Here is a 25,784-nt window from a genome sequence, read left to right on the forward strand (position 1 = left end):
CTTATTTTTGTACTACGATATTTTCCTGGGAAGGATCAACATGCTGCAGTTGCAGCTTTTCCGTTGCGATCCGTTCAACCCGGCTGTGATCGCCGAGCGCGTTTTCTTCAAGGATCAGATTTCGCCATTCAATATCCAGCGCATCGCGTTCCAGCACCAGCTGCTCGCGTTGCGCAGTCAATAAACGTGTATGGTGAGCTGTGGTCACCACCGTAACTGCCGTAACAATGATGCAAATGAACAGGCAGAGTGGCAGTTTCCCGAATCGCAAAAGATCGTCGCCGATCACGCCAGGCAAGGCATGGCGCTCGTTGCTTCCTAACGATCCCTTAACTTTGCTTAGGGTTTCTGTCACTCTGCCGATCATGCGTTCGTCCTCTCTGCAACTCGCAGCACTGAACTACGGGCACGTGGATTCTCTGCCACCTCTTCTTCGCCCGGCATCAACTTGCCTAATGCTCGCAACTGACGGCCCCCCAGCTTCCTGAGTTGTTCTTCCGTCATCGGCAGCCCCGCTGGAACCTGAGGACCGCGGCTATGTTCACGCATGAAGCGTTTTACAATGCGGTCTTCCAGCGAATGGAAGCTGATGATGGATAACCGCCCACCCGGGGCCAGCACGTCGAGCGAGCTTTTTAGCGCCAGCTCTATTTCCTCCAGTTCACTGTTTACCCAGATGCGAACCGCCTGGAAGGTACGGGTCGCGGGATGTTTGTGCTTATCCTTCACCGGCGTCGCCGCCGCAATCACTTCCGCCAGCTCTTTGGTGCGGGTCATTGGCTCAACGCGGTTGCGCTCAACGATGGCGCGCGCAATGCGCTTCCCAAAACGTTCTTCGCCGAAGGTTTTGATCACCCAGGCAATATCTGCTTCGTCAGCGGTCTGCAGCCATTCGGCGGCAGACTGGCCGCGCGTCGGGTCCATACGCATGTCCAGCGGACCGTCGCGCATAAAGGAGAAGCCGCGTTCTGCATCATCAAGCTGGGGTGAAGATACGCCAAGATCGAGAAGAATCCCGTCGATCTTGCCCGTGAGACCGCGCTCGGCCACGTAATCCGCGAGCGCAGAAAAAGGTCCATGCACGATGGAAAAGCGTGGGTCATTGATGGTCTGTGCAACGGCAATCGCCTGCGGATCGCGATCGATTGCCAGCAGTCGCCCTTCCTCTCCAAGCTGGGAGAGGATCAAACGCGAGTGACCACCGCGACCAAACGTGCCATCAATGTAGATGCCATCCGGACGAATATTCAGGCCGTTCACGGCCTCGTCCAGTAACACCGTTTTATGTTTATAATTTTCCATCATATTTATAGAGACAAGTCCTGCAGCCGTTCCGATAAAGTTGCGGAATCAGACTGCTCAGCGTCGATATCTTCCTTGACCTGTTGATACCAGGTCGTTTCGTCCCACAGTTCAAACTTGTTGAACTGCCCGACCAGCATCACTTCTTTGGTCAGACCGGCATGTTGCCGCAGCACGGGCGCAATCAGTAATCGCCCGGCGCTATCCATCTGACACTCACTGGCATGTCCCAATAACAGCCGCTGCACGCGGCGCTCTTGCGGGTTCATGCTCGACAGTCGCGACAGCTTTTGCTCAATGATTTCCCATTCAGGTAAGGGATAAAGCAGCAGGCAGGGGGAGTTGATGTCAATGGTGCAAACCATTTGACCCGAAGCATTCTCAATCAGCTGGTCGCGGTATCGGGTTGGGACCGATAAACGCCCTTTGCTGTCGAGATTGACTAACGTAGCTCCACGGAACATGCCAGTCTCACCCCTCCTCACCACTTTAACCCACAAATTCCCACCTAAAGGAGTTTACGGAGCGAGGGAAAAGCTTGTCAAGCCAGGACTCTCCCTGTAGAGACCCGAAAGCCCTCTATTTACAGAGATAAACAGTCCTGGTTAATAACTGCACAACTGGCGAGGCAAATTAACGTTATGAATATTTGTAAGAAAAAAACCGAATATGCACACTAGCGTTAAGGCTCACTCAATATCATCGCAGATAAATATAAAGTGTCAGTTTGCGACGCGGGCAGCATTTTATGACAGATTGTCAGGGGATAACAGCGCCAGATTCACTCAATCGGTCGGTGGAAGCAGCGGTTGCGTTGCTGGCCAGTCGGGGGGAAGGAAAAACGTCTGAATATTCATCGACCGAAGAGGGTTTGTAACAAAGTAATACAAAGAGAGGCTTTTAAAAATCGCTTCATGATTCTTTAAGGACCCTTTTAAACGGCAAAATGAATTAAGAAAAATAGTAGATTAGGATCTCTCAAGAATTATCCTAATTTCACTGCGGGAATTAACTCGGCGAATTATTCCAGTAAAAAGGGGCGGTTTTTCGCCGCCCCGTCATTTCATTTATGGCGGCTCAAAATTCCGCGATGATAGAGATTACGTTTGATACGCGTCAGACCCGGCTTCGGTTTGCGCGGCTCATCCAGGCTCGCCAGAACAATCTCCAGGACGCGTTCCGCTACATCTCGGTGACGCTGGGCCACCGCCAGCACCGGGCACTGAAGGAAATCGAGAAGCTCGTTATCCCCAAACGTGGCGATCGCCAGGTCAGAGGGAAGCTTGCCTTCACGACGCAAGGTGACATCCATTACCCCCTGCAGAAGGGCAAATGACGTGGTGAACAGCGCCTGGGGCATCGGGTGCGTCTCCAGCCATTTTTCGAACAGCTGCGCAGCGGCTTCGCGTTCATAGCTGTTGGCATAGAGATAGTGGACTTCACGCGGATCGTCTTTCCATGCGGTTCTGAACCCTTGCTCACGCAGGAAGCTTACGGAAAGCTCGGGCAGCGCGCCAAGATACAGCACCGTTTCAGCGGGGAAGGTTCTCAGCTCAGCGGCCAGCATTTCCGCGTCATCCTGATCGGCACCCACTACGCTTGTGAAATGCTCACGATCAAGCGCGCGGTCAAGCGCCACGATGGGGAACGGATCGTTCGCCCAGCGCTGGTAAAACGGATGCTCCGGCGGTAAGGAGGTCGAGACGATGATGGCATCGACCTGACGCTGGAGCAGATGTTCAATGCAGCGCATCTCGTTATCGGGCTGGTCTTCAGAACAGGCTATCAGCAGCTGGTAACCGCGCTGGCGGGCCTGACGTTCAAGATAGTTGGCGATACGGGTATAGCTGGTGTTTTCCAGATCCGGGATCACCAGACCAATAGAGCGGGTGCGCCCGGCACGCAGGCCGGCAGCGACAGCATTCGGATGGTAGTTATGCTCACGAACCACCGCCATAACTTTTTCAACGGTCTTATCGCTGACGCGGTACTGCTTTGCTTTGCCGTTAATCACATAGCTGGCCGTTGTTCGTGACACGCCGGCTAGCCGGGCGATTTCATCCAGTTTCACAATTGCCCCTTAAAAAAAGAAAAGAGTCCATGGCCCTGTCAAGGTTATGGTTAAATCTTTTAACATCTAAACGCAGAAAAGCCTTCGCGGCAACCGCTTTTATCTGCGTTGTCGGCTGATTACGCAAAAAAAAGCCCGGCTTTGGTGACCGGGCTGAAAGAGGCGAACCTTTTTAACAACTACCGCATGATTTTCTCGCCGCGTGACAGACCAACGATCCCCGATCTCACCACCTCAACAATTTTTGCTACATCCCGCACGGATGTCAGGAAAGCGTCCAGCTTGTCACTGGTTCCGACCAGTTGAACCGTATAAAGTGAAGGCGTGACGTCGATGATCTGCCCGCGGAAGATATCCGCATTGCGTTTGACCTCTTCGCGCCCGTAACCGCTGGCCTGTATTTTTACCAGCATGACCTCACGCTCAACGTAAGCGCCCTGCCCTAGCTCGCTTACGCGCAGCACATCGACCAGCTTATGCAGCTGTTTCTCGATCTGCTCAATTACCTTGGCATCGCCAACGGTCTGAATCGTCATACGCGACAGCGTCGGATCGTCCGTTGGCGCCACGGTCAGGCTTTCAATGTTATAGCCACGCTGCGCAAAAAGCCCAATGACGCGCGACAGTGCGCCAGACTCGTTTTCCAGTAATACCGATAATATCCGGCGCATATCAGGTTCTCTCCGTTTTGCTTAACCACATCTCGTCCATACCGCCGCCGCGAATATGCATCGGATAAACGTGCTCGGTTCCATCAACGATGACATCCATAAAGACGAGGCGGTTGTTTTTAACGTGCTCAAGCGCTTCTGCGAGCTTCGTTTCCAGTTCAGCCGGATCGGTCACCCGCATCCCTATATGACCGTAAGCTTCAGCAAGACGAACAAAATCCGGCAGCGATTTCATATATGACTGAGAGTGGCGGCCCGAGTAGATCATATCCTGCCACTGCTTCACCATACCGAGATAGCCGTTATTAAGGTTGAGCACCAGTACCGGCAACTCATATTGCAGCGCGGTGGAAAGTTCCTGAATGTTCATCTGAATACTGCCGTCTCCGGTCACGCAGACGACGGTTTCATTTGGCAGCGCCAGCTTCACGCCCAGCGCGGCAGGCAGGCCAAAGCCCATCGTGCCTAAACCTCCCGAGTTGATCCAGTGACGCGGTTTATCAAACGGATAATAGAGGGCGGCAAACATTTGATGCTGGCCCACGTCAGAGGTCACATACGCGTCGCCTTTCGTCAGTCGCCATACCGTTTCGATGACCGCCTGCGGCTTAATATGCTCGCTTTGGGTGTCATATTTCAGACACTGCCGCGCGCGCCATTGCTCAATTTGCTGCCACCAGTCACGGATTTCATCCAGCGGTTGCGCTGTGTTTTCCAGCGCCAGCAGATCCAGCATTTGTTCAAGGACCTGTCGCGCGTCGCCGACGATAGGTACATCAGCCGACACCGTTTTTGAAATTGACGTCGGATCGATATCAATGTGCAGCACGGTGGCGTTCGGGCAATACTTCGCCAGGTTGTTGGTCGTACGATCGTCAAAACGCACGCCGACGGCAAAGATGACGTCAGAATGATGCATCGTCATGTTGGCTTCATAGGTACCGTGCATACCCAACATGCCGAGCGCCTGACGGTGGGTGGCGGGAAACGCTCCGAGTCCCATCAGCGATGACGCAACAGGAAGATTGAGCTTTTCAACCAGTTCACGAAGCTGTGCCTCACACGCTGAATTGACGGCCCCGCCACCGACATAGACCACCGGTTTTTTAGCGGCCAGCAGCGTTTGCAGCGCGCGTTTGATCTGACCTTTGTGGCCCTGCGTTGTTGGGTTGTAAGAGCGCATGCTCACCGATTCCGGCCAGACATAAGGCAGCTTGTTTGCCGGGTTCAGGATATCTTTAGGGAGATCGACCACCACCGGCCCCGGGCGCCCGCTTGCCGCCAGCCAGAACGCCTTCTTCAGAATGCCAGGAATGTCTTCGGTTTGCTTGACCAGGAAGCTGTGCTTCACGACGGGACGCGAAATCCCGACCATGTCGCACTCCTGAAACGCATCATAGCCAATCAGTGATGTCGCGACCTGTCCGGAAAGGATCACCAGCGGAATAGAGTCCATGTACGCGGTCGCAATGCCGGTAATGGCGTTTGTCGCACCGGGCCCCGACGTGACCAGGACCACGCCCACTTCACCCGTCGCACGCGCCAGGCCATCGGCCATATGTACCGCCGCCTGCTCATGGCGTACCAGCACATGGTCAATACCCCCTACCGTATGCAGTGCGTCATAAATATCGAGGACCGCGCCGCCAGGATAGCCGAACACTTGCTTTACGCCCTGATCGATCAGCGACCGGACGACCATTTCCGCGCCAGACAACATCTCCATGCTTTGCCTCCAGGCATTTTGTTATAGACGGACCGCCGAATTCATTTCCGCACCGTCTTGCGATCGGGATGAACCCGTCTTCTATTTTGCAGAGTGATACTTACCTTAACCGCTCGTTATGAGGCAGGCAATTCGCAAACCAGGAGAGAGAAGAGGCTGTGAAAGCAGAAAAAACAGACATTGTCAGAGGATATGGTTAATTCATCTGAAATTAGGGGATGAGATGATAAATCATCGCTGAAAAGCGCGGCGATGTAGAAAATCATCTATTTTTACGGGCCTGGCAGGCGCCAGATAAAATACGTAACAGAACAAAATATTAATAAAAGAAACAAAACCAGGATAAATCACATGCAAAGATGCAATTTATCCTGACTCGATTACCGACGGCAGATGCTAATAAGTAGCTCTTCCATCCACTGATGTCCTTTATCCCGTCCAGCAGCTTCATGCCAGGAGAGATAGCAGGTGCGGCTATTTAGCTTGAGCGGCAGAGGCAAAATTTGCAGATTTAACGCGCCAGAGAACTCTTCTGCCAGCCAGCGTGGGGCTATTGCCACCAGCTGCGTCTGGGAAACGACGTTTAATACGCTGACCATGGCCATCCCCTGATAAGCCACGCTCGCCTGTTTCTCCGCAGTGTCGTACCAGGGCAGGCTAAAGGAGGCATATCTGTCGAGCGCAACAACGGCATGCTGTTCGCTATAAACGTCACTTTCTCGTAACGGCGCATTCAGTCGTGGATGTTTTTTGCTGGCAACCAGCACCATTTCATCTTTAAACAGCGGTACACAGGAAAATTCAGGACGGCGGAATTCTTCATAACCCAGGACGAATTCGATTTCCTGGTAACGTAACTGGTGTTCGGTGTTTTGATTTAAGGACGATTTAAAGACGAGATTAATATTAGGTGCGATCTCTTCAACTTTATTATAAATAATTGACGTCAGATAATTATCTAATGGGCTGCAGACGCAGAGATGGAATACTCGCTCACTGCTTAAGGGTTCAAAGCCCGAGCCCGGCAGCTCATTTTGCACCAGCTGCAGCGCCTGGCGGATGGAGCCGAAAAGCTGGAAAGCCCGCGCTGTAGGCTGGATCCCTCTTCCATAACGAACAAACAATTCGTCGTTGAACATAACCTTAAGCCTGGCAACGGCATTACTTACGGCAGGCTGTGACATCCCCAGGGCTTGTGCCGCACGCGTGATATTCTGCTCCTGCATGACAGCATCAAACACCGTCAGTAGATTAAGATCCACCGTGCGTAACTGTGGTTTAATTCCATCAGTAATCTGTGGTTGTTTAATATTATTTTCTGGCACTTCTGACTCCACTGTCACGCTACACTCCCTTCGCCAACGCACTGTAATAATTTCGAAAAATATGATTTACCATGCAGATACGACCAGCGAAAGAAAATTGTTTAAAAATCGGAATATATAAAGATTATCTAATAATGCTATAATACAAAACGGCACAAAGGATATGCTTAACTTTAGTGTTTGAATGAAACCATAAACCAAATCAATATACAATAACCATCCAGTTAAGGATGACTTAAGTATAATTAAACTGTTATCGACATTGAGCAGAATTAAGTTAACAATCTGTTATCAATGATTCTATATGAAGGGAGAAAAAGTTCTCTCAAAAAAGATAACTCGATGATAGTAAAACGGTTTAAAGAGAAAGCATTTGTGAGGACTGCGTCACCTGAAAAATACCCGTTATGTTTATTCGTTTCTGCAAATGTTTTTTAAGTCCAAAAATAGACAATTAGTTAAGTTAAAAATCAAAAACCCAGCACAATAAGCTAAACAACACACCCTCTCTGTTTAGCCTTCTGGGGCCGTTTTTACCATCAGGGGTTGACATGCACAGCGGTATCCAGTACCACTAAAAGCATATTGAATTTAACGGAGCACGATTCATGACACGCACCATTCGTTTCATCGGTCTACTACTACTAAACGCATCCACTGTGCGCGGTAGACTGGCGGGCGAAATTCAGCGTTGAATCGTCACCAGTAAGACTAAAAACCCGCGCCACTGCGCGGGTTTTTTTATGCTCGTAGCAAGGCGCCCTAAGACTGACAAGGACCTAACCCATGAGCCAGCAAGTCATTATTTTCGATACTACTTTACGTGACGGTGAACAGGCATTACAGGCAAGCCTGAGTGTAAAAGAGAAACTGCAGATTGCGCTGGCTCTCGAGCGTATGGGCGTCGACGTGATGGAGGTTGGTTTCCCCGTCTCCTCTCCGGGTGATTTTGAATCCGTACAGACTATCGCCCGCACCATTAAAAACAGCCGCGTGTGCGGTCTGGCGCGCTGCGTAGAGAAAGATATCGACGTTGCGGCTGAGTCGCTGAAGGTGGCCGAAGCCTTCCGTATTCATACCTTTATTGCAACCTCACCAATGCACATCGCAACCAAGTTGCGCAGCACGCTGGATGAAGTCATTGAACGCGCGGTATACATGGTTAAGCGCGCACGCAACTACACCGATGACGTTGAATTCTCCTGTGAAGATGCGGGCCGTACGCCGATTGAAGACCTGGCGCGCGTAGTCGAAGCCGCCATCAACGCGGGCGCTAAAACCATCAACATCCCGGACACCGTCGGCTATACCATGCCGTTTGAGTTCTCCAACATCATTACCGGCCTGTATGAGCGCGTACCTAACATTGATAAAGCAATCATCTCAGTACATACCCATGATGATTTGGGCCTGGCCGTAGGCAATGCCATCGCTGCGGTGCACGCCGGTGCACGTCAGGTAGAAGGTGCAATGAACGGTATCGGTGAACGCGCGGGCAACTGTTCACTGGAAGAAGTAATCATGGCGATCAAGGTGCGCAAAGATATCATGAACGTGCACACCCGCATCAATCACAACGAAATCTGGCGCACCAGTCAGACCGTCAGCCAGATTTGCAACATGCCGATCCCGGCTAACAAGGCGATTGTTGGAACCGGCGCGTTCGCCCACTCCTCCGGCATTCACCAGGACGGCGTGCTGAAAAACCGTGAAAACTACGAAATCATGACTCCGGAATCCATCGGCCTGAACCAGGTTCAGCTGAACCTGACCTCCCGTTCTGGTCGTGCGGCAGTGAAACACCGGATGGAAGAGATGGGCTATCAGGACAGCGATTACAACATGGATCAGCTGTACGACGCGTTCCTGAAGCTGGCCGACAAGAAAGGCCAGGTATTCGATTACGACCTGGAAGCGCTGGCCTTCATCAACAAGCAGCAGGAAGAGCCAGAGCACTTCCGTCTGGACTACTTCAACGTGCAGTCCGGCTCCAGCGACATCGCTACCGCCTCGGTCAAGTTGGCCTGCGGTGATGAAATCAAAGCGGAAGCCGCCAACGGTAACGGCCCTGTGGATGCCATCTATCAGGCGATCAACCGCGTTACCGAGTACGACGTAGAGCTGGTGAAATACGACCTGACGGCGAAAGGGCACGGTAAAGACGCGCTGGGTCAGGTGGATATCGTCGTCAACTATAATGGCCGCCGTTTCCACGGTGTGGGCCTGGCGACGGATATTGTCGAATCCTCCGCGAAAGCGATGGTGCACGTCCTGAACAACATCTGGCGCGCCGCTGAAGTCGAAAAAGAGTTGCAACGCAAAGCTCAGAATAAAGAGAACAACAAGGAAACCGTGTAATGTCGAAGAACTACCATATTGCTGTGTTGCCGGGTGACGGTATTGGTCCGGAAGTGATGGCACAGGCGCTGAAAGTACTGGAAGCCGTTCGCTCGCGTTTTGCGATGAAAATTACCACCAGCCACTACGACGTGGGCGGTATTGCGATTGATAACCACGGAACGCCATTGCCGAAAGCCACCGTTGAAGGCTGCGAAAATGCCGATGCCGTTCTGTTTGGCTCCGTCGGTGGCCCAAAATGGGAACACCTGCCGCCAGCAGAGCAGCCAGAGCGCGGCGCGCTGCTGCCGCTGCGTAAACATTTTAAACTGTTCAGTAACCTGCGTCCGGCTAAGCTGTATCAAGGGCTGGAAGAGTTTTGTCCGCTGCGCGCGGATATCGCGGCCAACGGTTTCGACATCCTGTGCGTGCGTGAGCTGACGGGCGGGATCTACTTCGGTCAGCCAAAAGGTCGCGAAGGCAGCGGGCAGCACGAGAAAGCGTTTGATACCGAGGTGTACCACCGTTTCGAAATTGAACGTATCGCCCATATCGCCTTTGAATCCGCACGCAAGCGCCGCCATAAGGTGACCTCCATTGATAAGGCGAACGTGCTGCAGTCGTCCATTTTGTGGCGCGAGATCGTCAGTGAAGTCGCTAAGCAGTACCCGGACGTTGAGCTGTCGCATATGTACATCGACAACGCGACCATGCAGCTGATTAAGGATCCGTCCCAGTTTGACGTGCTGCTCTGCTCCAACCTGTTCGGCGATATTTTGTCTGACGAGTGCGCGATGATCACCGGCTCTATGGGCATGCTGCCATCCGCCAGCCTGAATGAAGAAGGCTTTGGCCTGTACGAACCGGCGGGCGGTTCCGCGCCGGATATCGCAGGCAAGAACATTGCGAACCCGATTGCGCAGATCCTCTCCCTGGCCCTGCTGCTGCGCTACAGCCTCGATGCAGGCGACGCAGCAACCGCAATTGAAAACGCCATTAACCGGGCGTTAGAAGAAGGCGTCCGTACCGGTGACTTAGCGCGCGGCACGGCAGCAGTCAGTACTGATGAAATGGGCGACATCATTGCCCGCTATGTCGCTGAAGGGGTGTAATCATGTCCAAGACGTTATATGAAAAATTGTTTGATGCGCATGTTGTCTACGAGGCGCCAAACGAAACCCCGCTGCTGTACATTGACCGCCACCTGGTGCACGAAGTGACCTCTCCACAGGCCTTCGACGGCCTGCGCGCGCACAAGCGTCCGGTGCGCCAGCCGGGTAAAACCTTTGCCACGATGGATCACAACGTCTCCACCCAGACCAAAGACATCAATGCTTCCGGCGAGATGGCGCGCATCCAGATGCAGGAGCTGATCAAGAACTGCAACGAATTTGGCGTGGAGCTGTACGATCTGAACCACCCGTATCAGGGCATCGTCCACGTGATGGGACCTGAGCAGGGTATTACGCTGCCGGGCATGACCATCGTCTGCGGCGACTCCCATACCGCGACCCACGGCGCGTTTGGCGCGCTGGCGTTCGGCATCGGCACATCGGAAGTTGAGCACGTTCTGGCGACGCAAACTCTGAAACAGGGCCGCGCCAAAACCATGAAGATTGAGGTGAAGGGCAAAGCCGCGCTGGGTATCACCGCGAAAGATATCGTGCTGGCGATTATCGGCAAAACCGGCAGCGCAGGCGGTACCGGTCACGTGGTGGAATTCTGCGGTGAAGCCATTCAGGCGCTGAGCATGGAAGGCCGTATGACCCTGTGCAACATGGCGATTGAGATGGGTGCTAAAGCAGGCCTGGTCGCACCGGACGAAACCACCTTCAACTATGTGAAAGGCCGTCTGCACGCGCCGAAAGGTCAGGATTTTGACGACGCGGTCGCGTACTGGAAAACCCTGAAAACTGACGACGGTGCCACCTTTGATACCGTTGTCACGCTGCAGGCGGAAGAGATTGCGCCGCAAGTCACCTGGGGTACCAATCCTGGCCAGGTCATCTCCGTCAACGACAGCATTCCTGACCCGGCTTCCTTCGCCGATCCGGTCGAACGCGCCAGCGCGGAAAAAGCGCTGGCCTATATGGGGCTGACACCCGGCGTACCGCTGACCGACGTGAACATTGATAAGGTGTTCATCGGCTCCTGCACCAACTCCCGTATCGAGGATTTACGCGCGGCGGCAGAGATTGCCAAAGGCCGCAAAGTGGCGCCGGGCGTGCAGGCGCTGGTGGTTCCAGGCTCCGGTCCGGTGAAAGCCCAGGCGGAAGCGGAAGGACTGGATAAGATCTTTATCGAAGCAGGCTTCGAATGGCGTCTGCCGGGCTGCTCAATGTGTCTGGCGATGAACAACGACCGTCTGAATCCGGGCGAGCGCTGCGCCTCCACTAGCAACCGTAATTTTGAAGGCCGTCAGGGCCGGGGTGGACGCACTCACCTGGTCAGCCCGGCAATGGCCGCCGCTGCGGCAGTCACCGGCCATTTCGCCGATATTCGCAGCCTGAAATAAGGAGACAATCATGGCAGAGAAATTTACCCAACATACGGGCCGTGTTGTCCCGCTGGACGCAGCTAACGTCGATACGGACGCGATCATTCCGAAGCAGTTTTTGCAGAAAGTGACTCGCACAGGCTTTGGCGCACACCTGTTTAACGACTGGCGTTTTCTCGATGACAAAGGCGAAGTGCCAAACCCGGAGTTCGTCCTGAACTTCCCGGAATACAAAGGTGCATCTATTCTTCTGGCGCGGGAAAACTTCGGCTGCGGCTCATCGCGTGAGCATGCGCCCTGGGCGCTGACCGACTACGGCTTTAAGGTGGTTATCGCCCCGAGCTTCGCGGATATCTTCTACGGCAACAGCTTCAACAACCAGTTGCTGCCGGTGACGCTGAGCGACGAGCAGGTCGATGAACTGTTCGCGCTGGTTAAGGCAAATCCGGGGATGGCGTTTGAGGTGGATCTGGAAGCGGAAGTGGTGAAAGCCGGGGATAAGACCTACAGCTTCAGCATTGATGCCTTCCGTCGCCACTGCATGTTGAACGGTCTGGACAGCATTGGCCTGACGCTCCAGCACGAGGATGCCATCTCAGCGTACGAGAAAAAACAGCCTGCATTTATGGGCTAAAGGCAATGGCCCGCAGGGCGCGGGCCATTGATAAGGGTGCGTTGAGGCTCAACCACTCTGGAGAGGCGGGGACACTTCCCCCGCCAATACCGCTAACGTTTTGCTTCGTAAGCCAACACTGCCGCCAGCTCTGTTTTCTCCTGTCTGAAGTGCAACTCACACAGCGAATCACGCACCATCCAGGTGAAGATCAATAGCGTCGTACAGATCAGAAACAAACCTAACAGCAGAGTACGTTTTGGCATTCCAGCCTCCTTATTGCTTTTCGGCAATGAAGAGACTAACCTCGCAATGTTGGTTGTGAAGTTTGTCTCCCCATCAGTTTTTTTGATGTGGGACTCTCCACTGTTTGCCTCTTGCGAAAGCCTGAGGCAAACAGCCTCAAGCACCCGTCACGCACTCTATGCGCCTTCTCTGTATCTGTCAGAAAATCGTTTCATTTCGTGAAGCCACCTTCCAGAATCAAACATCCTTGACCCGGCAGGTCAGCCCAAGCGTTACCACCGAAATCGCCGCAATCATCCAGTAAACCGAGGCATGACCATAACTTTGCGCCAGCGCGCCCTGAATCACTCCCGCCAGAATAACGCCCGTCGAAATACTGTTGGTAAAAAGCGTAGTCGCAGAGCCGGCGCGGCCGGGCATGAGATCCTGGAACCAGAGCATGCCGATCCCGGCAACGATGCCAATAAACACGGCATTAAACAGCTGCAGCGCCAGCAACGCTTCACGCGAATGGAAAAGGAGCAGCCCCGCGTAGAACAGCACCCCAGCCGCCACGGCAACGATCATCATCCGACGCTTTCCGAAGCGCTTAACGTAATACCCCGCCAGAATCATCGCCGGAATTTCCAGCCCGGCGGCGGTCCCCATTAAGATCCCCGCAAGCTTGTCCGGTAGGCCTAGATCGCTGCTGATCCACAGCGGCATATCAATAATGTACATGGTGTTGCAGGTCCACATCAGCGTGGAGGCGATAAACAGCATCCGCACGTTTTTATCCTGCCAGCCGCTCACCTGAGTGATGGGCTTATCCGTCGTCTGCTCAACCCGGGCGACAGACGGCAGCGCAAAGGCAATCAGAGCCAGACTGATAATAAAAATGCCTGCCGCGATAGAAAACATGACCGTAAAGCCATAGTTCAGCGCCAACATGAAGGCCAGCGGCGGGCCGATGACCCACGCCAGCGAGAGCTGTGCGCGCATCACCGAGCTGAACATCACTACCTCTCGCGCCGAGCTGTCGGCGTATTCACGGGCCAGCGCGAAGAGCTGCGGCATGGCGGTGTTCGCCAGAGAGGCCAGCAGCACGCCGCAGGTGATGAGCGTCAGGTAATGACGGTTAAAGGCAAAAAGCAGCGCGTTGCCCACGGCCATGGCGCAGCAAAAGAGGATCAGCCTGCGGCGATCGCCCTGGCTGTCGGATCGTTTCGCCAGCCCCAGGCTAACGAGGATCCCGGCAATCGCGTTAACGGTATAAAACAGGCCCACCCAAAACGGCTGCGCCCCCACCTCGCGGCTGAGAAACAGGCTCAGCGTCGGTGCCTGTAGCGCACCGGCCACGCCCATCATGAAGGCCACCAGCATAAAAGCAGCGTACACGCCATTCAGGCGGCGCCCCATCGTCATCAACCACAGCATGCGCAAGTCCTTGTGAAAGCGAATCGAAATTGGGTGAAAGAATAAACGAAAAAAGCCAGCAAAAACATTTTGCTGGCGGGTGATAAACACCAATACTCAGTCACACATGATCGAGGCGAGTTAGCGAGAAGAGGTCGGTTTCGTAACGTCCCACTGCATCAGATCTTCCAGGATTCTCAGCCGTTGCTCTGCACACTGGCGGGCCAGCCAGGACACTCCTTTTGTCGCTGAAAAGTACTGCTGATAAAACTGACGTGCGGTAGACCTCTTCATAATTTACCTCCTCACTTCATCGGGAAGCATTATTGGCTTAATATAGGGATTAATAAATTGCTGATTTTTTGTCAGGAGTTCCTCTTTTATGCCATCCGGTCGACTGCAACAACAATTCATTCGCCTGTGGCAGTGCTGCGAGGGTCAATCGCAGGAGACCACGCTTAACGAGCTGGCAGAACTCCTCAACTGCTCACGCCGCCATATGCGCACGTTACTCAACACTATGCAGCAGCAGGGCTGGCTAAGCTGGGAGGCCGAGGCGGGACGCGGCAAGCGCTCACGCTTGACCTTCCTGTATACCGGCCTGGCGCTGCAGCAGCAGCGGGCGGAGGATCTGCTGGAGCAGGACCGCATCGATCAGCTAGTCCAGCTGGTGGGTGACAAGGCCGCCGTGCGCCAGATGCTGGTCTCACACCTGGGACGCAGCTTTCGCCAGGGACGCCACATTCTGCGGGTGCTTTACTACCGCCCAATGAAAAATCTGCTGCCTGGTACGGCGCTGCGTCGCTCTGAAACCCACATGGCCCGGCAGATATTCAGCGGCCTGACGAAAATAAATGAGGAAAACGGGGAACTGGAAGCGGATATCGCCCACCACTGGCAGCAGCTTTCCCCCCTGCACTGGCGCTTCTTTTTACGACCCGGCATTCATTTCCACCATGGACGCGAGCTGGAGATGCGTGACGTCATCGCTTCTTTAGAGCGCGCCCGCACGCTGCCGCTCTATTCGCATATCACGCGGATCCACTCCCCAACGGCCTGGACGCTGGATATTGAGCTGTCCCAGCCAGACAACTGGCTGCCGTGGCTTCTGGGCTACGTGCCCTCGATGATCCTGCCTGCCGAGTGGCGATCCCTGAACAATTTTTCCAGCCAGCCGATCGGTACAGGCCCCTACTCCGTTACGCGCAATAACAGCAATCAGCTGAAGATCCGCGCCTTTGATGACTATTTTGGCTATCGGGCGCTGATCGACGAAGTGAACGTCTGGGTGTTACCGGACCTCAACGAAGAACTGAGCGCAGGCCTCACCCTGGAGGGGCCCACAACCAGCGAAAAGGCGTTCGAAAGTCGCCTGGAGGAGGGCTGCTACTATCTTCTCTTTGACAGCCGCAGCCACCGCGGAGCAAACCACGATGTCCGCAAGTGGATCAGCCATATTCTGGCCCCGGCTAACCTGATTTATCACGCTGAAGAGCAATACCAGACCTGGTGGTTCCCGGCCTATGGCCTGCTTCCGCGCTGGCACCATGCACAGCCGGTCCGCAGCGAGAAACCTGCCGGGCTGGAGACCATCACCCTCAGCTACTATCGCGATCACATTGAGCACCGTTTTATCGCGAAGATTATGAGCAAGCTGCTCGCGGCAGAAGGCGTGACGCTGGCGATACAGGAAGTCGATTATGATGAATGGCACCGAGGGGATGTCGTCAGCGATATCTGGCTCAACAGCGCCAACTTTACGCTGCCGCTGGATTTCTCGCTATTTTCACACCTGTATGAAGTGCCTCTCATTCAGCACTGCATCAGCCGGGACTGGCAGCAGGACGCCGCGAAGTGGCGGGCAGGAGAGATGGATCTGGCCGCGTGGTGCCAGGAGCTCCTGGCCGGGCAGACCATCGTACCGTTGATCCACCACTGGCTGCTGATCCAGGGACAGCGCAGCATGCGCGGCCTGCGGATGAATACCCTGGGCTGGTTTGATTTTAAATCCGCCTGGTTTGCGCCGCCGGAGCCATAACGCTTTCGTAATATTCACCAAATCATTACAATAGCGCCGTTCTCAACGGGGTGCTGCATCACAGATGTGCGCTGAGATAATACCCGTCGAACCTGATCCGGATAACGCCGGCGAAGGGATTTGAGGCTGTTTCTCAAAATCCTTTGCCACTCAACCCTGAGGTGCAAAGTGTTAAAAAACGTTCTTCCTCTGCTGGCGCTGGTTGCGCTGCCTGTTTTTGCTAAGCCTGTTCTGACGGTCTATACCTACGACTCCTTCTCCGCCGACTGGGGCCCCGGCCCGGTGGTTAAAAAAGCCTTTGAAGCCGACTGCAACTGCGAGCTGAAGTTCGTGGCGCTGGAAGATGGCGTGTCGCTGCTTAACCGCCTGCGCATGGAAGGGAAAAACAGCAAGGCCGACGTGGTGCTCGGGCTGGATAACAACCTGCTGGAAGCCGCCACGCAAACCAGACTGTTTGCCAAAAGCGGCGTAGCGGCAGATGCCGTCAACGTGCCGGGCGGCTGGAAAAACGACACCTTCGTTCCCTTCGATTACGGCTACTTTGCGTTCGTCTACGATAAAAACAAACTGAAGAACCCGCCGAAGAGCCTGAAAGAGCTGGTCGAAAGCGACCAGAAATGGCGCGTGATATACGAAGATCCGCGCACCAGCACGCCGGGTCTGGGCCTGCTGCTGTGGATGCAGAAAGTCTACGGCGACAAAACGCCTGAGGCGTGGCAAAAGCTGGCTGCGAAAACCGTTACGGTCACTAAAGGCTGGAGCGAAGCCTACGGCCTGTTCCTGAAAGGCGAAAGCGATCTGGTGCTGAGCTACACCACATCTCCGGCCTATCATATTATTGCCGAGAAGAAAGACAACTACGCAGCTGCGAATTTCGCTGAAGGTCACTACCTGCAGGTTGAAGTGGCTGCCCGCACCGCCGCCAGTAAACAGCCGGAACTGGCCGAGAAGTTCCTGAAATTTATGGTCTCCCCGGCATTCCAGAACGCCATTCCGACGGGCAACTGGATGTACCCGGTTACCGACGCGACGCTGCCGGCAGGTTTTGAGCAGCTGAACAAACCGCAGACCGCGCTGGAATTTACGCCGCAGCAGGTTGCCGCGCAGCGCGCCGCATGGATAAGCGAATGGCAACGCGCCGTCAGCCGCTGATCCCCGGCTGGTTAGTTCCCGGACTGATTGCCGCCATACTGATGGTGGTCGTCAGTCTGGGAGCGTTTCTGGCGCTGTGGTTTAACGCGCCAGAGAGCGATCTGCTCGCGCTCTGGCACGATAGCTATCTCTGGCACGTTATCCGTTTCTCCTTCTGGCAGGCGTTTCTCTCCGCGCTGCTGTCAGTCATCCCGGCCATTTTCCTTGCGCGTGCCCTCTATCGCAGACGTTTCCCCGGCAGGCTGGCACTGCTGCGCCTGTGCGCCATGACGCTGATCCTGCCCGTGCTGGTGGCCGTCTTTGGCATCCTGAGCGTATACGGTCGCCAGGGCTGGCTGGCCTCCCTCTTCGCGTCTTTAGGCCTGGAATGGACCTTCTCTCCCTACGGGCTGAAGGGCATCCTGCTGGCACACATTTTCTTCAATATGCCGATGGCGACGCGCCTCTTTTTGCAGGCGCTGGAGAACATACCCGGCGAGCAGCGCCAGATTGCGGCCCAGCTCGGCATGCGCGGATGGTCATTCTTCCGCTTTGTCGAATGGCCGTGGCTGCGACGCCAGATTGCCCCGGTGGCCGCGCTGATCTTTATGCTCTGTTTCGCCAGCTTTGCGACCGTGCTTTCTCTCGGCGGCGGCCCGCAGGCCACCACCATTGAGCTGGCGATCTATCAGGCATTAAGCTACGACTACGATCCGGGCCGCGCCGCGTTGCTGGCGATCGTACAAATGGTGTGCTGCCTGGCGCTGGTGTTACTCAGCCAGCGGCTGAGCAAAGCGATCCCCGCAGGAAGCAATAACCTTTCCGGCTGGCGCGATCCGCAGGACAGCCTGCACAGCCGCATCTCGGACGTGATGCTGATCGCGCTGGCGCTCCTGCTTCTGCTGCCGCCGCTGCTGGCCGTGATCGCCGATGGCCTCAACAGGAATGTGGTATCGGTACTTCAACAGCCGGTCCTGTGGCAAGCCACATGGACCTCATTGCGTATCGCGCTGGCAGCCGGGCTAATCTGCGTGACGCTCACCATGATGCTGCTCTGGAGCAGCCGCGAGCTGTACGCGCGACATGCCCGTAAAGCCGGACACGCGCTGGAACTGACGGGCATGCTGATCCTGGCGATGCCGGGCATTGTGCTGGCGACCGGCTTCTTTTTACTGTTTAACAGCACCATCGGCCTGCCGGAAAGCGCCGACGGCATCGTCATTTTTACCAACGCCTTAATGGCCATACCGTACGCGCTGAAGGTGCTGGAAAACCCGATGCGGGATGTTAACAGCCGGTACAGCGCCCTGTGCCAGTCCCTTGGCATTATGGGCTGGCGGCGGCTGAAAGTGGTCGAACTACGCGCCCTGAAGCGGCCGCTCGCCCAGGCGATGGCCTTCGCCTGCGTGCTGTCGATTGGGGATTTTGGCGTGGTGGCCCTCTTTGGCAACGAGGATTTCCGCACGCTGCCTTTCTGGCTTTATCAGCAAATTGGCTCCTATCGCAGCCAGGACGGCGCGGTCACGGCACTTTTACTGCTGGTGCTGTGCTTTGCGTTATTTACCGTTATCGAAAAACTCCCGGGGCGTGATGTTAAAACTGACTGATGTAACCTGGCTTTACCAGCACCTGCCAATGCGTTTTACCCTCTCCGTTCGTCAGGGAGAGCGAATTGCGGTGCTTGGCCCAAGCGGGGCCGGTAAAAGTACCCTGCTCAATTTGATTGCCGGTTTTTTGCAGCCTGTCAGCGGGTCGATAGTCATTGATAATGGCGAGTATACCTACGCTCCGCCGTCTAAGCGCCCGGTGTCGATGCTGTTTCAGGAAAACAATCTGTTTAATCACCTTACGGTGTGGCAGAACATCGCGCTGGGAATCGATCCGGGGTTAAAACTCAATGCTGCGCAGCGTCAGAAGCTGGAGGAGATTGCCGAACAAATGGGCCTGTCCGCGTTGATTTCCAGACTGCCCGGTGAGCTTTCCGGCGGCCAGCGTCAGCGCGTGGCGCTGGCACGTTGTCTGGTGCGCGAGCAGCCGCTGCTGCTGCTCGATGAACCCTTCTCGGCACTCGACCCGGCCCTGCGCCAGGAGATGCTCTCGCTGGTGGAAGAGGTTTGCCAGCGCCAGCAGATCACGATGCTGATGGTTTCGCACAGCATTGAAGATGCCGCACGCATTGCGCCGCGATCGGTAGTGATCGCGGAGGGACGGATTTTTTGGGATGGAGAAACAGAAGAACTTCTGAGTGGTAACGCGGGGGCGTCTTCATTGTTGGGCATTCGTGCGGTCTGACGCCCTCACCCTGGCCCTCTCCCACGGGGAGAGGGAAAACACCTTAACGGCTAACCACCTTCAGCAGGATTTCGCCGTACACCGGCATCAGCGGATGACGAATCAGCGCGACCAGCGCTACCACCGCCACGCCCAGCGTCAGCGGGGCCAGCCATAGCAGGCGCGCGCGCGGGAGATAGCGCGTCAGGCGATCGACGCTGGCTTTCGCGCTGCGCCATAGCCGCCAGCAGAGCCAGGCCGCCAGCCACAGCAGTACCGCCGTTCCCAGCAGCAGCCACTTGAACTCACCGCTTTGCATACCGTCAGGGATATCAATGGCCGCACCCGCGAGGATCCCCGGCAGGAAGTAAAACGGTGGCCAGAATACGCAGCCGATAATGTTCGGCACCACGAATTTTGCGACGGGCAGATCCAGCATCCCCGCCACCATCGGCACCAGCGGACGCGTTGGCCCGACAAAGCGGCCTACCAGAATGGTGAACATGCTGTGCTGGTGCAGCGCATGTTCGGTTTTATCCAGCAGCGCTTTGTTCTTTTTCATGAACGACCAGCGGTGCAGCGGCTTCTTAAAGCGCCAGCCCAGCCAGAAGGAGATCCAGTCTCCCAGCAGGCAGCCGATAATCCCGGCCAGCCACGCCTGCCAGAAATTGACCTCACCGCTGCCGATAAGCGCCCCAAGCCCCGCCATCATCACGGTGCCAGGCAGGATCAGCCCAACCAGCGCCAGCGATTCCAGAAACGCCACCAGCGCCACGGCGATGAGCGAGTACATAACGGACTGGGTAATAAAGTGTTCCAGCAATGCCTGCATAACTATTCCGGTCAGAAAACGAATCAGCGATTCTGCTTAGCGCCCCGCACCGCGTCAAGGCATCAATTGTCTGAATAGTTTACAGGATGCTCCTGAAGTTCACCTGAATGTTTACCGTTTATTCACATCCCGCGCGGAATTCACTGGGACTGGCGCCGGTGCACTTCTTAAACACGCGAGAGAAATAGAGCTGATCTTCAAAGCCCACGTTGCGTCCGACGGTCGCGATAGGCATCCGGGTGGTGCTGAGCAACAGCTTTGCCTGGCTGATGCGCTGATCCTCACGCCAGCTCAGCACGCTCACGCCAAGCTGCTGGCGGAACAGGTGTGACAGGCGGGACGGCGAAAGACAGACGTGCTGGGCAACGCTGGCGATATCAAACTGGCTGTCGGCCAGATGGTCGCTGATGTACTGGCAGGCGTCGCGGACGCGGTTATCCAGCGGCGGGTTAAGCGACTCGTTGATCGCCTCCATGCGGCGCAGCAGCACCTGCTCAAGCAGGTTGATCGCCAGCAGTTCGGCATAGCGCCCGCCCGCCTGCCCCGCCTCAATAATTTGTGCGAACAGTTCACGAAACTGCGCCAGATGCGCCTCATCCGGACGATAAAAACCCGTTTGCGCGAAAATAGCCGGCCATGAGAGCCACTCCTGCCAGTAGGCGCGCGGACGGAAATAGACCCACTGGTGATACCACTCTTTGGCGTCCGGGTGACGCCCGTAGTGGTGGATCTCCCCCGGCGGGAACAGCAGCATATCGCCCGGGCGGCAAACAAACTGCCGATCGCCGTTTTTGATCACCCCTTCCCCGCGTACGGTCAGGTTCAGAATATACCCTTTCATGCCGAGCGGCCGGTCGACGTAAAAATCGAGATACCCCTCGGCCTCAATTGGCGTCAGCCCCGCCACCAGATGGGCGTTAAATGAGTATCCCGGCAGCAGGGGATCGTTTTGCGGTTCGGCCATAGATTCAGTTCTCCCAAGGGTCCTGAAGGAAACCATTTGTCCATATCGATAAAAGCAGTATAAAAATGGCCTGCGAAAAGATCCAAAAAGCATCACGCCTCTTTTACGTCCGCCATGTTTCAGCCTTTTCCCCTGATTTTTCTGCCGACACGGGCAGAGAAGCAGTAACAAAAGTGTCTATAAGTGCGGCAGAAATGTCCACATTGAATATTTGCACGGCGTCACACTTTCCGTCGTAACAGCAATTTAGTCCATAAGATTAGCGGATCCTGCCTGACGATTTTTATCCCCAGTCTCTAATGTTCTTCCATACCTGTTTCGGATGGAGCAACACCATGGCAATTGCAATTGGCCTCGATTTTGGCAGCGACTCGGTTCGCGCGCTGGCAGTGGACTGTACGACTGGCCAGGAGATAGCAACCAGCGTTGAGTGGTATCCGCGCTGGCAAGAGGGGCGCTACTGCGACGCGCCAAACAACCAGTTCCGTCACCACCCGCGCGATTACATTGAATCGATGGAAGCGGCGATCAAAACCGTGCTGGCTGAACTGACTGACGCCCAGCGGGCCGACGTCGTGGGGATTGGTGTCGACAGCACCGGTTCAACGCCAGCCCCGGTGGACGCTGAAGGCCGCGTGCTGGCGCTGCGCCCGGAGTTTGCCGACAACCCGAACGCCATGTTCGTGCTTTGGAAAGACCATACCGCCGTGGAAGAGGCGGAAGCCATCACCCGCTTATGCCATCAGCCGGGCAAAACCGACTACTCGCGCTACATCGGCGGCATCTACTCCAGCGAATGGTTCTGGGCCAAAATCCTGCACGTTACCCGCGCGGACGCTTCGGTCGCCCAGGCCGCGGCATCATGGATTGAGCTGTGCGACTGGGTTCCCGCCCTGCTCTCCGGCACCACTCGCCCGCAGAATATCCGCCGCGGCCGCTGCAGCGCCGGGCATAAATCCCTGTGGCATGAAGGCTGGGGCGGTCTTCCTCCGGCAGCGTTCTTCGATGAACTTGACCCGATCATCAACAAAAACCTGAAATACCCGCTCTTTACCGACACCTTCACCGCCGATATTCCGGTCGGCACGCTCTGCGAAGAGTGGGCGACGCGTCTCGGCCTGCCGCAAAACGTGACCATTTCCGGCGGCGCGTTCGACTGCCACATGGGTGCCGTGGGCGCGGGTGCGCAGCCTAACACGCTGGTGAAAGTGATCGGCACCTCCACCTGCGACATCCTGACGGCAGATAAAACCAGCGTCGGAGACCGCGCGGTGAAAGGGATTTGCGGCCAGGTTGACGGCAGCGTGGTGCCAGATTTTATCGGCCTCGAAGCCGGTCAGTCCGCGTTTGGCGATATCTACGCCTGGTTTGGCCGGGTGCTCGGCTGGCCGCTGGATCAGCTGGCTGCCGCGCATCCTGAGCTGAAAACGCAGATTACCGCGAGCAAAAAACAGCTCCTGCCGCAGCTCACCGAAGCCTGGGCAAAAAATCCGTCTCTCGACCACCTGCCGGTGGTGCTGGACTGGTTTAACGGTCGCCGCACGCCGTTTGCCAACCAGCGCCTGAAAGGGGTGATTACCGATCTCAACCTGGCGACCGATGCCCCGGCGCTGTTCGGCGGTCTGATTGCCGCCACCGCGTTCGGCGCGCGCGCCATTATGGACTGCTTCACCGAACAGGGCATCGACGTGAACAACGTGATGGCGCTGGGCGGTATCGCTCGTAAAAACCCGGTGATTATGCAGGCCTGCTGCGACGTGCTGAACCGTCCGCTGCAGATTGTGGCCTCCGATCAGTGCTGCGCGCTGGGCGCCGCGATTTTCGCTGCCGTGGCCGCAGGCGTTCATGCGGATATCCCGACCGCGCAGCAGCACATGGCAAGCGCCGTCGAAAACACACTCCAGCCACGTGTCCAGCAGGCACAACGCTTTGAACAGCTTTATCAGCGCTACCAGCAATGGGCAAAAAGCGCCGAGCTTCACTATCTCCCTGTCGCCGCCCCGGCCAAAAGCACCGCGGACACTACGGCAACCCTGACCCATTAAGGACACGATGATGACCATTTTTAATAATTATGAAGTGTGGTTTGTAATTGGCAGCCAGCATCTGTACGGACCGGAAGCGCTACAGCAGGTAACGAAACACGCGGAGCACGTGGTTAACGCGCTGAACGCGGAAGCCAAACTGCCGTGCAAACTGGTGCTGAAGCCGCTGGGTACGACGCCGGACGAAATCACCAATATCTGCCGTGACGCCAACTACGACGACAAATGCGCCGGCCTGGTCGTGTGGCTGCACACCTTCTCACCGGCCAAAATGTGGATCAACGGCCTGGCAATCCTCAACAAACCGCTGCTGCAGTTCCACACTCAGTTCAATGCCTCCCTGCCTTGGGACAGCATCGACATGGACTTCATGAACCTGAACCAGACCGCGCACGGCGGCCGCGAGTTCGGCTTCATCGGCGCGCGCATGCGCCAGCAGCACGCTGTGGTCACCGGCCACTGGCAGGACGGCAAGGCGCAACAACGCATTGGCTCCTGGATGCGTCAGGCGGTCTCTAAGCAGGATACCCGCCACCTGAAAGTGGTGCGTTTCGGCGACAACATGCGTGAAGTGGCGGTGACCGACGGCGATAAAGTCGCGGCGCAGATCAAGTTCGGCTTCTCCGTGAATACCTGGGCGGTGGGCGACCTGGTGCAGGTGGTGAATGACATCAGCGACGGCGACGTGAGCGCGCTGGTGGACGAGTACGAAAGCAGCTACCGCCTGACGCCTGCGGCGCAAATCAACGGCGACAAGCGCCAGAACGTGCTGGATGCAGCGCGCATTGAGCTGGGCATGAAGCGTTTTCTGGAACAGGGCGGCTTCCACGCCTTTACCACTACATTTGAAGACCTGCACGGCCTGAAACAGCTGCCGGGTCTGGCCGTACAACGTCTGATGCAGCAGGGCTACGGCTTTGCGGGTGAAGGCGACTGGAAAACTGCCGCTCTGCTTCGCATCATGAAGGTGATGTCGACCGGTTTGCAGGGCGGCACCTCCTTTATGGAGGACTACACCTACCACTTCGAGAACGGCAACGATCTGGTGCTCGGTTCGCACATGCTGGAAGTGTGTCCCTCCATCGCGGTTGAAGAGAAACCGATCCTTGACGTGCAGTACCTCGGCATCGGCGGCAAAGCGGATCCGGCCCGTCTGATCTTCAACACCCGTACCGGTCCGGCCATCAACGCCAGCCTGATCGACCTCGGCGACCGCTTCCGCCTGCTGGTGAACTGCGTCGATGCGGTTGAAACTCCGCACTCTCTGCCGAAGCTGCCGGTCGCCAATGCCTTGTGGAAAGCGCAGCCGGACCTGCCAACCGCGTCAGAGGCGTGGATCCTGGCGGGTGGCGCGCACCACACCGTCTTCAGCCACGCGCTGGACCTGAACGATATGCGCCAGTTTGCCGAGCTGCACGATATCGAGCTGACCGTGATTGATAACGACACCCGTCTGCCAGCCTTTAAAGACGCGCTGCGCTGGAACGAAGTCTATTACGGTTCAAAACGCTAAGTACGTAATGCCCGGTGGCGCTGCGCTCGCCGGGCAGGGAGACAACGATGTTAGAAGATATCAAACGTCAGGTACTTGAAGCCAACCTGGCGCTGCCAAAACATAACCTGGTGACCCTGACCTGGGGCAACGTCAGCGCCGTTGACCGGGAAAAAGGGGTATTCGTGATCAAGCCTTCGGGCGTGGATTACACGGTGATGACCGCAGAGGATATGGTCGTGGTCAGCATCGAAACGGGTGAAGTGGTGGAAGGTAACAAAAAGCCGTCGTCCGATACGCCCACCCACCGTCTGCTGTATCAGTCCTTCCCGACTATCGGCGGCATCGTGCATACCCATTCGCGTCACGCGACCATCTGGGCGCAGGCGGGCCAGTCCATTCCGGCCACCGGCACCACCCACGCGGACTACTTTTACGGCACCATTCCCTGCACGCGTCTGATGACCGATGCGGAGATTAACGGTGAGTACGAATGGGAAACCGGGAACGTGATCGTCGAAACCTTTGAAAAACAGGGTATCGACGCGGCGCAAATGCCCGGCGTACTGGTGCATTCCCACGGCCCGTTTGCCTGGGGTAAAAACGCGCAAGACGCGGTGCATAACGCGATAGTGCTGGAGGAAATCGCCTACATGGGGATCTTCTGCCGCCAGTTGGCACCTCAGTTGCCGGATATGCAGCAAACCCTGCTGGATAAACACTACCTGCGCAAGCACGGCGCGAAGGCCTATTACGGACAATAAACTGTATATATCCCCAGCATAAAACATTCAACCAGGCTATAATCAGGCCTGGTTTTGTTTTTGG

24 protein-coding genes and 1 riboswitch are annotated in these 25,784 nt (G+C 55.9%); of the genes, 12 read left to right on the top strand and 12 right to left on the bottom strand.

Annotated elements, in window-relative coordinates; all coding sequences use genetic code 11:
- Window position 1: 1 nt before the first annotated feature.
- The 7 genes from ftsL to leuO form a co-directional block, all read right to left on the bottom strand.
- Complete coding sequence (ftsL, locus tag INF77_RS01975) at window positions 2–367, bottom strand: cell division protein FtsL (protein ID WP_006173860.1); 366 nt, start codon at window positions 365–367, stop codon at window positions 2–4.
- On the bottom strand, window positions 364–1,305 hold the full coding sequence (rsmH, locus tag INF77_RS01980; RefSeq protein ID WP_193532383.1) for a 16S rRNA (cytosine(1402)-N(4))-methyltransferase RsmH: 942 nt from the start codon (window positions 1,303–1,305) through the stop codon (window positions 364–366). Before rsmH ends, ftsL begins: the two co-directional genes overlap by 4 nt.
- Before the next feature lie 2 nt (window positions 1,306–1,307).
- Entirely contained in the window at window positions 1,308–1,766 is a 459-nt protein-coding gene (gene mraZ, locus INF77_RS01985) for a division/cell wall cluster transcriptional repressor MraZ (RefSeq protein ID WP_014882537.1), read from the bottom strand.
- A gap of 599 nt (window positions 1,767–2,365) precedes the next feature.
- A complete protein-coding gene (cra, locus tag INF77_RS01990; RefSeq protein ID WP_014168621.1) occupies window positions 2,366–3,373 on the bottom strand; it encodes a catabolite repressor/activator in 1,008 nt (335 codons plus the stop codon).
- 179 nt (window positions 3,374–3,552) lie between these two features.
- A complete protein-coding gene (gene ilvN / locus INF77_RS01995; protein WP_193532384.1) occupies window positions 3,553–4,044 on the bottom strand; it encodes an acetolactate synthase small subunit in 492 nt (163 codons plus the stop codon).
- 1 nt (window position 4,045) lies between these two features.
- Window positions 4,046–5,770 (bottom strand): acetolactate synthase 3 large subunit, encoded by a 1,725-nt coding sequence (gene ilvI, locus INF77_RS02000; protein ID WP_028015500.1) that lies wholly within the window; start codon window positions 5,768–5,770, stop codon window positions 4,046–4,048.
- Window positions 5,771–6,150: 380 nt separating this feature from the next.
- Window positions 6,151–7,095, bottom strand: coding sequence for a transcriptional regulator LeuO (gene leuO, locus INF77_RS02005; protein ID WP_041911249.1), 945 nt, complete (start codon window positions 7,093–7,095; stop codon window positions 6,151–6,153).
- A gap of 608 nt (window positions 7,096–7,703) precedes the next feature.
- Between leuO and leuL the strand changes: the two genes are divergently transcribed.
- The 5 genes from leuL (at window position 7,704) to leuD (ending at window position 12,563) form a co-directional block, all read left to right on the top strand.
- A complete protein-coding gene (gene leuL / locus INF77_RS23425) occupies window positions 7,704–7,790 on the top strand; it encodes a leu operon leader peptide (protein WP_071993742.1) in 87 nt (28 codons plus the stop codon).
- Between the two features lie 91 nt (window positions 7,791–7,881).
- Window positions 7,882–9,453 (top strand): 2-isopropylmalate synthase, encoded by a 1,572-nt coding sequence (gene leuA, locus INF77_RS02015; protein WP_028015499.1) that lies wholly within the window; start codon window positions 7,882–7,884, stop codon window positions 9,451–9,453.
- Window positions 9,453–10,544 carry a 3-isopropylmalate dehydrogenase gene (gene leuB / locus INF77_RS02020; RefSeq protein ID WP_014882533.1) on the top strand — a complete coding sequence of 364 codons (1,092 nt, stop codon included), beginning with the start codon at window positions 9,453–9,455 and terminating at the stop codon, window positions 10,542–10,544. The genes leuA and leuB overlap by 1 nt, the downstream gene beginning before the upstream one ends.
- Window positions 10,545–10,546: 2 nt before the next feature.
- A complete protein-coding gene (gene leuC, locus INF77_RS02025; protein WP_193532385.1) occupies window positions 10,547–11,947 on the top strand; it encodes a 3-isopropylmalate dehydratase large subunit in 1,401 nt (466 codons plus the stop codon).
- Window positions 11,948–11,957: 10 nt separating this feature from the next.
- Window positions 11,958–12,563, top strand: a complete 606-nt coding sequence (gene leuD, locus INF77_RS02030; RefSeq protein WP_028015497.1) for a 3-isopropylmalate dehydratase small subunit — start codon at window positions 11,958–11,960, stop codon at window positions 12,561–12,563.
- A gap of 92 nt (window positions 12,564–12,655) precedes the next feature.
- Here the strand turns inward: leuD and INF77_RS02035 are convergent, their stop codons facing one another.
- The 3 genes from INF77_RS02035 to sgrT form a co-directional block, all read right to left on the bottom strand.
- Window positions 12,656–12,808 (bottom strand): Hok/Gef family protein, encoded by a 153-nt coding sequence (locus INF77_RS02035; protein WP_010427008.1) that lies wholly within the window; start codon window positions 12,806–12,808, stop codon window positions 12,656–12,658.
- 217 nt (window positions 12,809–13,025) lie between these two features.
- A complete protein-coding gene (locus tag INF77_RS02040) occupies window positions 13,026–14,204 on the bottom strand; it encodes a sugar efflux transporter (RefSeq protein WP_028015496.1) in 1,179 nt (392 codons plus the stop codon).
- Window positions 14,205–14,324: 120 nt separating this feature from the next.
- Complete coding sequence (gene sgrT, locus INF77_RS02045; RefSeq protein ID WP_045631150.1) at window positions 14,325–14,477, bottom strand: glucose uptake inhibitor SgrT; 153 nt, start codon at window positions 14,475–14,477, stop codon at window positions 14,325–14,327.
- Window positions 14,478–14,565: 88 nt separating this feature from the next.
- Here sgrT and sgrR point away from each other — a divergent pair, with 88 nt between their 5' ends.
- The 4 genes from sgrR (at window position 14,566) to thiQ (ending at window position 19,644) form a co-directional block, all read left to right on the top strand.
- On the top strand, window positions 14,566–16,221 hold the full coding sequence (gene sgrR / locus INF77_RS02050; protein WP_193532386.1) for an HTH-type transcriptional regulator SgrR: 1,656 nt from the start codon (window positions 14,566–14,568) through the stop codon (window positions 16,219–16,221).
- Between the two features lie 36 nt (window positions 16,222–16,257).
- Window positions 16,258–16,358, top strand: a riboswitch (TPP riboswitch).
- Between the two features lie 31 nt (window positions 16,359–16,389).
- A complete protein-coding gene (gene thiB / locus INF77_RS02055; protein WP_126326304.1) occupies window positions 16,390–17,373 on the top strand; it encodes a thiamine ABC transporter substrate binding subunit in 984 nt (327 codons plus the stop codon).
- Window positions 17,349–18,959, top strand: coding sequence for a thiamine/thiamine pyrophosphate ABC transporter permease ThiP (thiP, locus tag INF77_RS02060; protein WP_047367318.1), 1,611 nt, complete (start codon window positions 17,349–17,351; stop codon window positions 18,957–18,959). The genes thiB and thiP overlap by 25 nt, the downstream gene beginning before the upstream one ends.
- Window positions 18,943–19,644, top strand: coding sequence for a thiamine ABC transporter ATP-binding protein ThiQ (gene thiQ, locus INF77_RS02065; RefSeq protein ID WP_193532387.1), 702 nt, complete (start codon window positions 18,943–18,945; stop codon window positions 19,642–19,644). The genes thiP and thiQ overlap by 17 nt, the downstream gene beginning before the upstream one ends.
- Window positions 19,645–19,687: 43 nt before the next feature.
- Here the strand turns inward: thiQ and INF77_RS02070 are convergent, their stop codons facing one another.
- Complete coding sequence (locus INF77_RS02070) at window positions 19,688–20,455, bottom strand: DedA family protein (protein ID WP_045259445.1); 768 nt, start codon at window positions 20,453–20,455, stop codon at window positions 19,688–19,690.
- A gap of 118 nt (window positions 20,456–20,573) precedes the next feature.
- Window positions 20,574–21,419 carry an arabinose operon transcriptional regulator AraC gene (gene araC, locus INF77_RS02075; RefSeq protein WP_028015490.1) on the bottom strand — a complete coding sequence of 282 codons (846 nt, stop codon included), beginning with the start codon at window positions 21,417–21,419 and terminating at the stop codon, window positions 20,574–20,576.
- 335 nt (window positions 21,420–21,754) lie between these two features.
- Between araC and araB the strand changes: the two genes are divergently transcribed.
- From araB to araD, 3 genes are read left to right on the top strand one after another with little or no spacing between them, the layout of a single operon-like run.
- Window positions 21,755–23,464 carry a ribulokinase gene (gene araB, locus INF77_RS02080; RefSeq protein ID WP_193532388.1) on the top strand — a complete coding sequence of 570 codons (1,710 nt, stop codon included), beginning with the start codon at window positions 21,755–21,757 and terminating at the stop codon, window positions 23,462–23,464.
- Window positions 23,465–23,474: 10 nt separating this feature from the next.
- Complete coding sequence (gene araA / locus INF77_RS02085; protein WP_048960667.1) at window positions 23,475–24,977, top strand: L-arabinose isomerase; 1,503 nt, start codon at window positions 23,475–23,477, stop codon at window positions 24,975–24,977.
- A 47-nt stretch (window positions 24,978–25,024) separates the two neighbouring features.
- Window positions 25,025–25,720, top strand: coding sequence for an L-ribulose-5-phosphate 4-epimerase (gene araD, locus INF77_RS02090; protein WP_193532389.1), 696 nt, complete (start codon window positions 25,025–25,027; stop codon window positions 25,718–25,720).
- Window positions 25,721–25,784: the final 64 nt, after the last annotated feature.

It is taken from the genome of Enterobacter cloacae complex sp. P1B, from assembly GCF_014982345.1.
Lineage (GTDB): Bacteria > Pseudomonadota > Gammaproteobacteria > Enterobacterales > Enterobacteriaceae > Enterobacter > Enterobacter bugandensis.

What these genes read in the sequence shown, in the direction of transcription:
- ftsL (WP_006173860.1), bottom strand. Translation starts at nt 367, where the DNA reads ATGATCGGCAGAGTGACAGAAACCCTAAGCAAAGTTAAGGGATCGTTA.
- rsmH (WP_193532383.1), bottom strand. Translation starts at nt 1,305, where the DNA reads ATGATGGAAAATTATAAACATAAAACGGTGTTACTGGACGAGGCCGTG.
- mraZ (WP_014882537.1), bottom strand. Translation starts at nt 1,766, where the DNA reads ATGTTCCGTGGAGCTACGTTAGTCAATCTCGACAGCAAAGGGCGTTTA.
- ilvN (WP_193532384.1), bottom strand. Translation starts at nt 4,044, where the DNA reads ATGCGCCGGATATTATCGGTATTACTGGAAAACGAGTCTGGCGCACTG.
- ilvI (WP_028015500.1), bottom strand. Translation starts at nt 5,770, where the DNA reads ATGGAGATGTTGTCTGGCGCGGAAATGGTCGTCCGGTCGCTGATCGAT.
- leuL (WP_071993742.1), top strand. Translation starts at nt 7,704, where the DNA reads ATGACACGCACCATTCGTTTCATCGGTCTACTACTACTAAACGCATCC.
- leuA (WP_028015499.1), top strand. Translation starts at nt 7,882, where the DNA reads ATGAGCCAGCAAGTCATTATTTTCGATACTACTTTACGTGACGGTGAA.
- leuB (WP_014882533.1), top strand. Translation starts at nt 9,453, where the DNA reads ATGTCGAAGAACTACCATATTGCTGTGTTGCCGGGTGACGGTATTGGT.
- leuC (WP_193532385.1), top strand. Translation starts at nt 10,547, where the DNA reads ATGTCCAAGACGTTATATGAAAAATTGTTTGATGCGCATGTTGTCTAC.
- leuD (WP_028015497.1), top strand. Translation starts at nt 11,958, where the DNA reads ATGGCAGAGAAATTTACCCAACATACGGGCCGTGTTGTCCCGCTGGAC.
- INF77_RS02035 (WP_010427008.1), bottom strand. Translation starts at nt 12,808, where the DNA reads ATGCCAAAACGTACTCTGCTGTTAGGTTTGTTTCTGATCTGTACGACG.
- INF77_RS02040 (WP_028015496.1), bottom strand. Translation starts at nt 14,204, where the DNA reads ATGCTGTGGTTGATGACGATGGGGCGCCGCCTGAATGGCGTGTACGCT.
- sgrT (WP_045631150.1), bottom strand. Translation starts at nt 14,477, where the DNA reads ATGAAGAGGTCTACCGCACGTCAGTTTTATCAGCAGTACTTTTCAGCG.
- sgrR (WP_193532386.1), top strand. Translation starts at nt 14,566, where the DNA reads ATGCCATCCGGTCGACTGCAACAACAATTCATTCGCCTGTGGCAGTGC.
- thiP (WP_047367318.1), top strand. Translation starts at nt 17,349, where the DNA reads ATGGCAACGCGCCGTCAGCCGCTGATCCCCGGCTGGTTAGTTCCCGGA.
- thiQ (WP_193532387.1), top strand. Translation starts at nt 18,943, where the DNA reads ATGTTAAAACTGACTGATGTAACCTGGCTTTACCAGCACCTGCCAATG.
- INF77_RS02070 (WP_045259445.1), bottom strand. Translation starts at nt 20,455, where the DNA reads ATGCAGGCATTGCTGGAACACTTTATTACCCAGTCCGTTATGTACTCG.
- araC (WP_028015490.1), bottom strand. Translation starts at nt 21,419, where the DNA reads ATGGCCGAACCGCAAAACGATCCCCTGCTGCCGGGATACTCATTTAAC.
- araB (WP_193532388.1), top strand. Translation starts at nt 21,755, where the DNA reads ATGGCAATTGCAATTGGCCTCGATTTTGGCAGCGACTCGGTTCGCGCG.
- araA (WP_048960667.1), top strand. Translation starts at nt 23,475, where the DNA reads ATGACCATTTTTAATAATTATGAAGTGTGGTTTGTAATTGGCAGCCAG.
- araD (WP_193532389.1), top strand. Translation starts at nt 25,025, where the DNA reads ATGTTAGAAGATATCAAACGTCAGGTACTTGAAGCCAACCTGGCGCTG.